Origin of the sequence: Sporosarcina sp. P2, assembly GCF_002743255.1 — a bacterium.
Classification (GTDB): Bacteria; Bacillota; Bacilli; order Bacillales_A; family Planococcaceae; genus Sporosarcina.
In genome coordinates, this window is sequence record NZ_PDYY01000010.1 from 49458 (window position 1) to 61857 (window position 12400).

Consider the following 12400-nt stretch of genomic DNA (forward strand, 5'->3'; position numbering starts at 1 on the left):
TAACGAAAAGGTTTCTAATTTCCATAACCCGGGTACATGTATCAACACGACGTTAAAAAGAGTTCTAAATAATTCATTACAACATTAGGAGGAGATTTATATGGGTAAAAATAGATATATTGGAATGTACTATAATGAAACAGATCTGGTGAACCGTCTGGATGAGTTGAAAAGAGAAGGATGGCCTGATGATGATATTTATGTCGTTGTGAAAAATGAAGATCAATTAACTATGCTTAGAAGTCGTACGGATGCAGAAATTAAATCAGCTGACGATTCATGGTGGGATCGTTTTATGGGGTTTGTTTCTGGAGAAGACCATGTACGTCGTATGGTAGATAGTTTAGATTTCGGAACAGAAGATACAGTAAAGTATTACCAGGAAATTGAACAGGGTGGCATGTTGCTATATGTTGATTCTGGTGAAGCAAATCGCCACTATATGGACAACACCGAGTTCTACGGCAGAATTGGAAAAAGTACAGACGTAAATCTTGGAGCGAATGGCTTGAGCGTAACTGACCAAGAATTGAATGGAGGAGATCCGGCATTCAGATTGAACCAAACGCTTCCAGATCATACACTTAACCAACACAATCGGGATGTAGATTCTGGCCTTCATGCAACTGAACATGCTTTCACTGACACAGATACAGAAGAAGAGCGTCTACGTTTACACGAGGAACGTCTTCAAGTGGATAAGCATGAAACACAGCGTGGAGAAATCCGTGTTGAAAAAGAAGTAGTAGAAGAACCTAGATCAGTAGATGTTAGCGTTTCGCACGACGAAGTGACAATCGAACGTAGACCAGTTGTAGATGGAGAAGGTGGTTTTGACGGTCGTAATGGCAATGACGCGGCAGCGTTCAGGGAAGATGATGAGACAATTCGCATTCCGATTACTGAAGAACAAGTGGAAGTAACAAAGAAACCAGTTGTCACGGAAGAAATCATACTCAAGAAGCGTGAGGTTGTAGAGAATGAAACGATTCACGAATCAGTGAAACGTGAGGAAGTACATTTTGAAAAAGAAGGAGACGTAGAAGTCAAAGGCGATCAGTTGGATAAAGACCGTTTCTAAAAAACATGTAGCAAATACCTTGTCATTCCCTTTCTGGATACTGTAGGATAGACGTAACAGCCAGGAAGGGGAGATGACATGTTTAAGCATCCAGGTATTGCAGCCGTGCTTAGTTTTTTCTGGACTGGCGTCGGTCAAATCTATAATGGACAAATCCTTAAAGGGATTTTACTTATTATCTTGCAAGGAATCAACGGTCTGCTCATGTTTGTAGGTATCGGTTTCATTACGTATCCCATTGTATGGATTTGGGGTATGTATGACGCTTATAAGACTGCCGAGCGTATGAACTACAATCAAAATCAATATAATCAACATTGAAAAATGTCCCAGCCAGTAGTGGCAGGGACATTTTTATGTTCACTTATTTAATTTCCATGTAGAGTAATTTAATACTAGTGCAAACATAACCCATCCAATATAAGGTACCATCAATCCGCCTGCGATACGATCAGCCTGATTGAATTCATAAGCGGTCATAGCAATTGCACCTAACAAAATCGTCATCTCTATCAGTGCTGTACCTCGTAAATTCCATTTAAAGAACAAGAAGGACCAAAGAAAATTAAGGCCTAATTGTACGTCATACAACGAGATAGCGGTATCTTTCCATTGCGATGGCTGCTTCATTTCCACGCGGTAATTCGCAACACCCATTATCGTATATAAAGCTGTCCAAGCAAATGGAAATGTAGCTCCGGGAGGAGAAAATGAAGGTTTCTTCAACTTGGCATACTGTTTTTGCGTATTGCGGTTAGCAAGAAATCCGATAATCGATCCGCCCACTACTGGAATTAACACGTTACGCGTGAGCTTCTTCCAATCCAGTTCACCATATACTTTTAATAATTCCAAGGTAAAACCCCCTTTTTAGAAAGTTTCCCCCATTCACTAGTTACTAAACAGTGATTACGTATTCGTTGTATACATAATTTCACCAGCGACAATAGTTTTTTCTACTTGTATTTCAGTTATTTGATCAACGTCTATAGTGAAAACATTGTCTTTCAAGACCGTGAAGTCTGCATCAAATCCAACTGAGAGTTTTCCTCTTGAATGCATTTTACCTATAGTAGCCGCTGCGCCTGAAGTAAATAATTGTACTGCCTCATAACGACTAAGTTTTTCATCTGGCAAATATCCTTCATGCTGTTCCGTACATAATCTTCTGGTGATTGCTGCGTGTATACCTAGCAAAGGATTCGGATCTTCAATAGGAGCATCTGATCCCCCGCCACAAATAAAACCTTTAGTTAGAAGCTTCTTCCATGCATATGCCCAGTCAAGCCGGTCTTCACCCAGTCGGTCCCTAACCCAAGGGAAATCAGAAGGAACGAACGCAGGCTGTATATCTAAAACAATGGGAAGCCTTTGCATTCGCTCTACTAAATCATCACGTAATAAAATGACATGTATAAACCGATCTTTCTTGCCGGCTGGAGCAGGATACTTTTCAATGACATCTAGTGCTTTTTCAACTGCTAGATCACCAATCACATGTATGGCAACAGCTTCTCCATAGTGTCTTGCCATTTTGACATAGTTATCGATCTCTTCATCGGTCAATACAGCTGTTCCTACATTATCGGGTTCATCGGTGTACGGCTCACTTAACAGCGCAGTACTGCCGCCAAAAGCGCCATCAATGAAGAACTTCATCTCACCAGGCTCTACCCACGGTGTATTATAGAGCATATGGTCTTCCATCAAATCAGAAAATACACTAACATGACACAGTAAATGAGCACGAAATTTTCGATCACCACCGAGAACATTATTGAAAGCTTTCAATGGCGTCTGATAGTGACCGTAGTAACCTAAGTCATCGGTCACAACACCTGTCAACCCGACAGATAGTAAATGATCAACAGAAGTTTCCAAAGCTTTCGTAACATAGTCCTCTGTTGGAGTCGGTAAAAGTTGAAGCACTAGCTGCATAGCACCTTCTTTCAATAACCCTGTCGGCTCGCCGTTATGATCGCGTTCAATGATACCATCATCAGGATCAGGTGTCTCTTTTGTAATACCAGCTAGTTCCAGAGCCTTTGAATTGACGATAGCAGCATGCCAACAAGTGCGTTTTAATAGCATGGGTGAATCTGTTACAGCATCCAACTCATAGCGAGTGAAGATTTTCTTGTCAGGAAAATTATTCTCATCCCAACCTTCCCCAATGAACCATTCGTCTTCTGGCAAATCTTTATAGGCGTTTAGAAGCAGCTCCATCATATGTTCTGAAGAAGTGGTGTTGGATAAATCAAGGCGCAACAGCTTTTCACCTTGGCCGATCATGTGCATATGATTATCGATAAAACCAGGGTAAACAAAAGCACCTTGCAAGTCTATTTGAGTATCAGCTTGATTTTTTAGTTCATCATATGAACCGGTCGCTAGTATTTTTCCGTCGTTTGTCAGTAAAGCATCTATTGTATGTCCTTCATTTTGCATCGTATAAAAGAGTGCATTAAACCAAATCGTTGTCATACCGAAACCTCCTTATCTACCTATAGTAAACTGAATAAGATGAATCAACAAATAGTAGATGAAAAATTTTATATAAAATACGTTGAGCTAATTAGCGATTCTGAAGTGTAGGTTGGATATTCACACAACAGAGTAGCACATGAATACATAACGACGTCATACTTTTACCATAGTTGGTGAGATTTTCATGCATTCCAGTGTAGGAAAGGTTGTAAGATGAATCACGTTTTAATTGGCTTATCATATGCTGATAAAGAAAGGGGTGAGTGTCTTGATTGAACATCAAAGCATATCTATAGATGGACAGTCATTTCAAGCAGTTACGGTAAAACTACCGAAAACGACGCTACTTACAGTTTCGAATGACAAAGGGTATATTATGTGTGGGGCACTTGATGTAGGATTATTAAATAGTGTACTAGCAGACCGTAAAATTGTTGCGGGACGCGCGGTTGGTGTGAAAACGATAGAGCAATTGCTGGCAGCCCCGCTAGAATCGGTAACGTTGGAAGCTGAGAACTACGGCATTTCCGCAGGTATGATTGGATCAGAAGCACTATTAAAAATGACATAAAAAGTGACGCCCGTTTTGATGGGCGTCACTTTTCTAATCAGCTTTCATATCAGTTAAGTACTTTACGTGTTTATTTCAGTGTATTTCAAAACATCATTATTCCTTTTCATATTTTTCTTCACTGGACGAACGATTTTTCGTCTCACGATGATGTCTTTCTTCTTCTTCCTCCATACGAACATCTTCCAAAGGAATAGCGTCTACGGTCTGCATATCTTCATGCATATCGTAAATGCTTTCCTTATCCGTTTTTAAATTTTCGGGGTTATCCATATAACCGCCCTCTGCCCTGTTACGGTCTTTTTCTGTAAAAACTCTTTTCTCTTCGCTCATGCAAATCTACTCCTTTGCGATTCAATATATTTAGTCTAAAAATCTACCTAGTAATCCTTTATTTGGTTCAGGTTTCTGAGTGTTACCTTTACGTTCGCCGCGCATAGGTGTGTCATTGAACTCGTCGAATTGACGAGACAATTTGTCCCGTGCATCTTTGTTACGCATTAAATAGGCTGCTCCTAAACCAATAGCTGTCAACGCCATTCTTTTTTTCATATAATGCTCCTCCTCGTTATTGTTTCTTATATGTTGTTTTCCCAGTTTTCATTCATATTAAACAACTCACATGGTTTAGCGACAAAACAAAAAACAGTCAGTGATTAAAACCTTCTAATCACTGACTGTTCTTCTCTAACTATGCGGAAAATTTTATGTTGCGATTACTCCATACTGACGATATTGTACCCTCGTAGTATGCGTTTTGCATGTTGCACTGCTTAACTTCTTTGAAGCAGGAATTTCACTTGCACTTACACAAAAAACTTCTTTCGCATTACCTGGTAAACCTGTCTTTCATTTGGAATCTTAAAAGCAGATTCCCAAACCGAGTGTACCACTTGCCAGTAAAGAAAAATTTTCCGCCAAGGCTGTGCATCTCGTCCAGATCTAGCAGCTTACTTCACTAACTAGTCCCTTCAGTTTGCCTTGTAGTAATAGTATACCCATACAAACTATTTCTAAACATCTTTTTTAAATTAATTTGAAAAAGTTTTTTTGAGATTTTTCTTACTCGCGGTATATGCACTTATGATCTATAATAGAGGACTGAGGTGAGAGCTTTGAACAAGGGAATAACAGGGAGAAGCACGATGTATAATCTTGCTGAAGTAAAGCCCTATGTTGAAAAGAATGAACTACCATGAGTGTGTTAAAAAATATAGAAATGATACTTTGCAGTCTGGAAATAACGAAAAATGCACGAAAAGGTTTGGAACAGTGGTTTCTAAGTGAAGAGGCTTTTGTTTCTTCAGAGTCTGTTTTTGATATACATATTGAAAAGAAACCAGAGAATCGTATGGGGAACCAATCCTATGCGCTGTTTTTTGATCCACATACAAATAAAAGGTTTGCCAAAGAAGTACAGCAACGTGTGGCAGTTATGGAGTGCGTATTGAAACCGGATGGCTTGCTCGCAACAGGCTTTCATGTCAGAGGTGCAAGAGAGCCTGTTCAGACAAATCGGCGGCTACATACAGCAATAAAATTCAGGTTAAACCGTGCAGGAGTCGCACTGCCAATTGAATTTTATACAAGGTTGCGTCAATTGCCCATCGCAGAAGAGCGTTCAGAATATGTAAAAAAACGCATTGAAAGTTGGGAAGGCTATCTACAAATTGCGGAGAAAAATGCGGATGTAGCGGATATCTCCTGTACATTTAGCCAAGCCAGTTTTACTAGTGATTTTACAAAGGTACGTCTTCAATGTAAAGATTTGCAAATGAAAAATTGGAAGCAACTCCGTGGATTTAGTGTAAAAATGAATGAACTCACCACTGAGATCGGTCAAGTCATCGATGCTCAGAAAGGACAGAAAATCCTTGTCGTGGAACTAAATCAACGGTTTCAGAAGAAAGCAAGATCTGAGCACTGGTTACCAACACGTAATAAAAGCCTAGTGCTGACGAACTTTGCTGAATTAAGTCAGATTCGTCGGTTACGTAAAGGTTTCAAAGACTTACAAGATGGTCTAGCGGCAAATGCGAATTTGGAAAAGATCTTATTTGAGGAACGACCTGTCGTGCAAATTACGAATAAACAGCCGAAACTGGAGTTTCATAATAATTTAAATGAATTCCAGCAAGAAGCAGTCTCGGGCGCGATGAAAGCACATGACTTGTTTGTAGTCCAAGGTCCTCCCGGCACAGGTAAAACAACGGTAATATCCGAAATTTGCTATCAGAACGTCAAAGCCGGCTTGCGGACACTTGTTGCATCCCAATCAAATCTAGCAGTAGATAACGCACTCGGTCGATTACTTACAGATCCAGCGACACGTATTTTACGTTATGGGCGATCGGAAAGTATCGAAGAAGAGGGCAAGCGTTTCATGGAAGAAAATGTGGCGTTGCACTGGAGAAATGAAACAATTGAAACCGTACAAGCAACACGTGCAATTTATCGAAAAAAAGATATCGAATTGCAAAAGCATGCGGATCAATTATCCAATCAGGTTAAACAAAATACAGAATTGAAAATCATATTAACTGAGCAACTACAAATGCAAAACATAGTGCAAGAGAAGTTGAAAAAACTAAAGTCTGAATACTTTTCTCGGAAATCTCTGCTTGAGCAGTCTGTACGCAGGCTTTCTCAAAAGCAGCAAAAAATGGCGCAAACTGAAGTTGACCTTGCTCAACACGTAAAGGAAATTGCAGGGTTACAGAAACAGCTAAAAACAGAGCCGAATAAAGAAGAATTGTCAGGTCAAGTGGAAGAATCTTTACAAGAGCAGTGCTTATTAAGACAGACACAATCTTACATCAACTTGCTTGCAGAATTGCGGACCAATACCGAAGCACACCAAAAGATGATGGAAGAATACAAAACTCTTCCTGATAAAGAACGATTGCTACAAGCAACACATCGTCTCGTAAAGTCTCAGACGAAAATGAAAGATATCCAACTGACGCTCGCTGAAAACCAGATTGAATTACCTATTCATATTACGTTGCGGAATAACGACTTACAACGAATCATCAAGTCGATTGAAAGTGGAGAGTATTCCTATGAATTTCAGGAATGGAAGGAACTTCATGAACGATTTCAGACGGCTATTAAAAAAACACAATCTCTTTTGCAGACGCACCGTTATCCGGTAGAAACCATTACTAAGCGCTCAACCGAAAATTTCACAACTATACAAGAAATGCATGAAATGATTGATCGTTTAGGAAAGTTTTTAATCAATCCTACAACAAAAAAAGTGCTGCAAAATAAAGAAATTTCATCCGGGAAAATGGAAGTTCTACAAAAAATTGCACAAGGTATGTCATTGTTTTACGGTAAAGAAGAGATCGTTCGTGCAAAAGGAATTGATCTTCAACAACAGAAAGTCCACTCTGTAAAGGAAGTATTTGCGGAAGTGAAATATGAGATTTTGAGATTCCTCCAACAGGAACTTCATGAAATACAAGCCAATATACAGCGAAAGGAAGAGTTGAAGCAACATCTGGAATCCAAGCAAATAGCATTGGAGAAAAAGATTGATGAATACCTACAAACCAACGGGCCGCCTGAAAAACAGTGGCAGGGAAATCAACTCACACAGGCAATTGATCAGCTTGAAACGAAGATATTGGAGTGCAGACAACGAATAAAAAACGTAACGCAATTAGCAGCAACCTTAACTACTTCGGAACTAAAGTATTCTCAAGCAAAACAACTACTTGAACAAGAAAAAATAGAAGTCAGAGAAGTAGAGCAAAAAACATTGCAATTACAAGAAGAACAGCAACAACGACAGCAGAAAATAGAAGAACTTGCCGTTCAATTGAAACCAGATTTACCAGAGCAATTAGAGAAAATAGAAATAGAACTTGCTCAAGCTGAAACACGAAAAGCAGAAATAGTAAAAGAACAACAACAGCTTCCTATCCTACAAGAACTACAGGCGCAGTGGGAGGAATTGCTGCGTGATGCCAATGAATATGACCTTGACGAAATCCGTAAGCTGTATATCGATCATGCGAACGTAATAGGCACGACATGTGTCGCATCAGCTTCTAAAAAGTTTATGGAAGAATACCCTGTCTTCGACGTAGTGATTATTGATGAAGTATCTAAAGCAACACCGCCAGAATTATTATTACCCATGCTAAAAGGTAAAAAAGTTATTCTAGTGGGTGACCATCATCAGTTACCGCCACTTGTAGGTCAAGAAACGATGGACGAACTGGTAGATCAGCAAAAAGATCCAGAAGTGCAACGTGAAATGAAAAAACTACTTAATGAATCATTATTCGAACGGTTATTCCGTACGTTGCCCAAGCAAAACAAAACGATGCTCAGTATTCAGTACCGGATGCATGAAAAAATCATGGAAACTATCGCACCATTTTATAAAGACGGGGACTATCAATTACAATGCGGGCTTCCCAATTCAGACGAATTGCGTGATCATCTGCTCGAAAGCAGTAATATCACTAGAAAAGACCATTTGCTATGGCTAGATACACCCAATACACCTTCATTTTTCGAAAATCAAGTCAAAGGGGGGACAAGTCGTTTCAATGAAGCGGAGCTCACCATCGTTCAAGATACGTTGCTAGATATAGAACAGGCGACGGAAAAAGCTAAAAAAGACGGCCTTATGAAGCCAGACGAAAAGAAAAGCGTCGGTGTTATTAGTTTTTACGGTGAACAAGTGAAGCGAATTGATCGATTGATCCAACAAGAAATTCGTCCCAAACAATTACATTGCCGAACAGGTTCGGTAGATAAGTTCCAAGGTATGGAAATGGATATTATTATTTTGAGCTTCGTTAGAAATCATGATAATAAAAATGGTGACATTGGATTCGCTAAAGATTATCGACGTCTGAATGTGGCTTTATCACGTGCAAGAGAACTGCTCATTATCGTTGGGAGTTCTGATATGTTCACCATCCATACTAAAAATGCCACTACGAGGAATATGTATAAACACTTGCTAGAAGTTGTAGATCATCAAGGTGGATTGCGCAAAATAAACCAAATCCAGGGGAGATGAGTAAATGGATTTGCTTCGAAAAAAATTACAACAAGAACTCGAGCAACAACCCGATATCCATATACAACAATCAGACAGCTGGGGATTGCCGGTCGAGCTTATTAAAATACCCTACACAACGATTAAACGCACGACGATGGACATATTAATGAAAATGATCTTATTAACAATTCAAAGGTTAGATGTATCTGAGCCCAAGGTAATTGCAGATTTTCTTGCCGTTGAACCACTGTTTATAGAGAATTTGTTTAATAAGATGGAAGCTGCACAGATGATCAAGTTGCGTAAAGACAGTTTTGAATTGACGAGCGTTGGAGTAAATCAATTACAATCAGGTATTTACGAACATCCACCTGAAAAGGCAGAAAAAAAGTTTTATTATAGTCCTTGCCACAATTCAATTTTATGTGAACAACCTGAAAAAGTCTTCACGGCAAGAGTTAAAGAGTTTAGATTAGCAAAGAAATTCCCAAGAAGTCTGCAAGAACTAGATTATGAACAATTGCGGGTGACACTACTTGCTACTCGCGTAGAAGTTACAGAAGGTTCACTTCAGAATGTGGTGGATAAAATAGAGATCCCACAAAAGCTTGAAAACCAACATATTCCTTGTGTGGAGTTCTACGTTTATAATCGTGCGGAAAACAGCTATTTCACTAGAGTGTGGAATACTTTAACGGAAGAATGGGACGAGCATTTGGAAAAGCTTCTAGATGATCAAGCCCCACTTCGGAAATAAGTAAAAAAGATCAGGGAAATTTCCCCTGATCTTTTTTACTTAAGACTTACGCTTTTTTTGTGTGGGAGCTTTACGTAATTCGGCGAATTCTTTCGCGATTTCTTCATGCATATCGCGTGCAGCAATCGTCTGGTTCTTTGGCGTTTGTGGTAAGGAGCCGGCCGATTTACTTCCTTTAGTATGTTCATCTCTTCCCATTTGTCAATCTCCCTTCTGTAAGTACCTTCATACGTAAGTTGGTTCAAAATTGAAAAGTTATACGTGAAAAAAGGGATAGCGTTTGGCAAATTCATTTAAATGGGGAATAAATTCTATTCTGTAAGTCTTCCATTCGAAAAGAAGCTGTTTAAGATGTCTTGTGTTTAGCACGTAGTATATTGGGAATATATTCATTAGGCTTTGTAAGTTGAATAATAAGGAGGAAGAATATATATGACTAACCAACATCATACAGAACAAAAGAAGAAAATGACTTTGAAAGAAGCGGGACGTAAAGGCGGTCAAGCCACCTCTAAAAAGCATAACAAAGAGTTCTATGAACAGATTGGTCGTAAAGGTGGGGAAGCCACAGCTAAAAAGCATAGTAGCGAATTTTATAAAGAAATTGGTCGGAAAGGTGGAAAAGCTACTTCCGAGAAGCACGATAAACAATTTTACGAGAACATTGGACGTAAGGGCGGTGAAGCTCGCGCCAGTCAGCGTAATGAAAAACATACATCCGTATGATTTTACATGGTAAAACAGTCAGCAGTTCTCAAAGATTCTTTACATTAAATAACACAGTAAAAACCGGGGAAGTATGGATAACCCCGGTTTTTCGAATGGATTAATGCCACATTGCAACACGTAGGATGTGCGTTTTTTAATAAAACAGCGGCTTGGCATAATATGGCAAACCCTTGGGAAATGTCTTCTTTTATATCCATAAATATTTTTTGTCATTTGTTGCAAATATTAGGAAGCGTTACTGCCTGTTTTATATTCATCATACACCACGGTTGTGTCTCCACTCTTTTAAAAGATCTAAAAGGTCTATTGTAAGTAGGCGTAATTGTATAATAAATATGCAGCTTTTATTGTAAAAGATAAATAAATTCAGATTTAAATGGGGGTAACCAAGAATAAATTTGTGATTTGTTAAAATTAGCGGGTATTAACACCTAAAAATATAAATAATAAATAGAATTTTCTATCACTTTTATACTAATATGCCATTAAAATCATTTTATAAGTTTATTCTCATGTCTGCTGGGAATATATCTAGTAAGCTTGTCGACGAGCTCAAAACGATTAATGTAATAGGAGGAATTATAAAAATGGCTAACCAAAACAATCGCAACAACAATGATGAGAAAATGAGTCTTGAAGAAGCGGGACGTAAAGGCGGAGAAGCTACCTCTAAAAATCATGATCAGGAATTCTACGAAGAAATCGGTCGTAAAGGTGGGGAAGCCACCTCTAAAAACCATGGCCAGGAATTCTATGAAGAAATCGGTCGCAAAGGCGGCGAAGCAAGAGCCGATCAGAACGACTCAAATAACTCAGGCAACTCGAACAACAATAGCCGCAATAATGGTAAAATGAGCCGAGAAGAAGCGGGTCGTAAAGGCGGAGAAGCACGTGCTAAACAGCGCGATAATAACTGATAACTGGGGAATGCTATATACACATAAAATCTAATATAAAGGCAAAATGAAAATACTCTTGAATCATTTATATGATTTAAGAGTATTTTTACGTAGTGAAATGGGTGTTTTGTCTGAAGCGTGAATTCATTTTTTAAATTTGAAATTAAACAGGCAATTAATCATAAAGTATATTGATTGAATATATAAGGGTTAGTATAATGTTCTCAGGAATAAAATTCTGTGGAAGAAACATATATAAGGGAAACAGGGATGAATGAGAATGGATAATCAGGTTGTGTCTTTAAATGTACTACAATGTATTGACGATGTTATGAAAAATGTGTGTATGAAAGAAGAAATTCGAAAAGTTCAGGATGGAATCAATATGAGTTATAATTTTATAGGAAAATATATTGGATTTGACGAAGGGCGGCTGAAAACTGCCTATGGAGAGCTCGCTTTTTTCTGTTCGTTTGAGACATATGTACAGACCCTTACCATGCATGAACTGGGCCATGCCATTGATCTGCCTGCTTTAGAAGAATCAATAGCGAGAACCATGGAAATTTTCACTATGAAAAAGAGTTTTACTATGGAAGAGATTTATCAATCGCCTGATTTGTTGGAAATGCTGATTGAAGAAGATGAAATGAACTTAGCTTTCGAAGTAACCGCTTGGAAAAATGCGTACAAGTTGAACGAGCGGTATCAGATAGTCAACCTAATCGATTTTCATTCAATTAAAAATACTAGTCTGGCTACCTATAACAAACTCTCTCAAAATCATTTACAAGTTTACCGTCAGCTGATAAAAGAAAATTCTTTAAAGTAAAAACCAATTGGACACCAA

The 12400-nt window shown here is 38.6% G+C and carries 13 protein-coding genes; 8 read left to right on the forward strand and 5 right to left on the reverse strand.

Annotation, left to right across the window (positions count from 1 at the left end):
* Positions 1 to 100 precede the first annotated feature (100 nt).
* Together CSV67_RS11375 and CSV67_RS11380 are read left to right on the forward strand one after the other, a co-directional pair.
* A complete protein-coding gene (locus CSV67_RS11375) occupies positions 101 to 1081 on the forward strand; it encodes a YsnF/AvaK domain-containing protein (protein WP_099631708.1) in 981 nt (326 codons plus the stop codon).
* A 78-nt stretch (positions 1082 to 1159) separates the two neighbouring features.
* Entirely contained in the window at positions 1160 to 1402 is a 243-nt protein-coding gene (locus CSV67_RS11380) for a hypothetical protein (protein ID WP_099631709.1), read from the forward strand.
* A gap of 39 nt (positions 1403 to 1441) precedes the next feature.
* Here the strand turns inward: CSV67_RS11380 and CSV67_RS11385 are convergent, their stop codons facing one another.
* Together CSV67_RS11385 and CSV67_RS11390 are read right to left on the reverse strand one after the other, a co-directional pair.
* Positions 1442 to 1936 carry a TspO/MBR family protein gene (locus CSV67_RS11385; protein ID WP_099631710.1) on the reverse strand — a complete coding sequence of 165 codons (495 nt, stop codon included), beginning with the start codon at positions 1934 to 1936 and terminating at the stop codon, positions 1442 to 1444.
* 54 nt (positions 1937 to 1990) lie between these two features.
* Positions 1991 to 3565, reverse strand: coding sequence for an amidohydrolase (locus tag CSV67_RS11390; protein WP_099631711.1), 1575 nt, complete (start codon positions 3563 to 3565; stop codon positions 1991 to 1993).
* 244 nt (positions 3566 to 3809) lie between these two features.
* Here CSV67_RS11390 and CSV67_RS11395 point away from each other — a divergent pair, with 244 nt between their 5' ends.
* The gene (locus tag CSV67_RS11395; RefSeq protein WP_099631798.1) at positions 3810 to 4139 is read left to right on the forward strand and encodes a YunC family protein; all 330 of its coding nucleotides are present in this window, start codon (positions 3810 to 3812) and stop codon (positions 4137 to 4139) included.
* Between the two features lie 96 nt (positions 4140 to 4235).
* Here the strand turns inward: CSV67_RS11395 and CSV67_RS11400 are convergent, their stop codons facing one another.
* On the reverse strand, positions 4236 to 4472 hold the full coding sequence (locus CSV67_RS11400) for a hypothetical protein (protein ID WP_099631712.1): 237 nt from the start codon (positions 4470 to 4472) through the stop codon (positions 4236 to 4238).
* A 30-nt stretch (positions 4473 to 4502) separates the two neighbouring features.
* Positions 4503 to 4691 carry a hypothetical protein gene (locus CSV67_RS11405; RefSeq protein ID WP_099631713.1) on the reverse strand — a complete coding sequence of 63 codons (189 nt, stop codon included), beginning with the start codon at positions 4689 to 4691 and terminating at the stop codon, positions 4503 to 4505.
* 643 nt (positions 4692 to 5334) lie between these two features.
* Between CSV67_RS11405 and CSV67_RS11410 the strand changes: the two genes are divergently transcribed.
* Positions 5335 to 9183: an AAA domain-containing protein gene (locus tag CSV67_RS11410; protein ID WP_099631714.1), complete on the forward strand. Its 3849-nt coding sequence runs from the start codon at positions 5335 to 5337 to the stop codon at positions 9181 to 9183.
* A 4-nt stretch (positions 9184 to 9187) separates the two neighbouring features.
* Positions 9188 to 9922, forward strand: a complete 735-nt coding sequence (locus CSV67_RS11415; RefSeq protein WP_099631715.1) for a hypothetical protein — start codon at positions 9188 to 9190, stop codon at positions 9920 to 9922.
* Positions 9923 to 9961: 39 nt separating this feature from the next.
* Here the strand turns inward: CSV67_RS11415 and CSV67_RS16820 are convergent, their stop codons facing one another.
* Complete coding sequence (locus CSV67_RS16820) at positions 9962 to 10120, reverse strand: hypothetical protein (RefSeq protein ID WP_199173172.1); 159 nt, start codon at positions 10118 to 10120, stop codon at positions 9962 to 9964.
* A gap of 234 nt (positions 10121 to 10354) precedes the next feature.
* Here CSV67_RS16820 and CSV67_RS11420 point away from each other — a divergent pair, with 234 nt between their 5' ends.
* The 3 genes from CSV67_RS11420 (at position 10355) to CSV67_RS11430 (ending at position 12382) form a co-directional block, all read left to right on the forward strand.
* The gene (locus CSV67_RS11420; RefSeq protein ID WP_143560709.1) at positions 10355 to 10648 is read left to right on the forward strand and encodes a KGG domain-containing protein; all 294 of its coding nucleotides are present in this window, start codon (positions 10355 to 10357) and stop codon (positions 10646 to 10648) included.
* A 590-nt stretch (positions 10649 to 11238) separates the two neighbouring features.
* Positions 11239 to 11568, forward strand: coding sequence for a KGG domain-containing protein (locus tag CSV67_RS11425; RefSeq protein WP_099631716.1), 330 nt, complete (start codon positions 11239 to 11241; stop codon positions 11566 to 11568).
* Positions 11569 to 11830: 262 nt separating this feature from the next.
* Entirely contained in the window at positions 11831 to 12382 is a 552-nt protein-coding gene (locus tag CSV67_RS11430; RefSeq protein ID WP_099631717.1) for an integrase, read from the forward strand.
* The last annotated feature ends 18 nt before the right edge of the window (positions 12383 to 12400 follow it).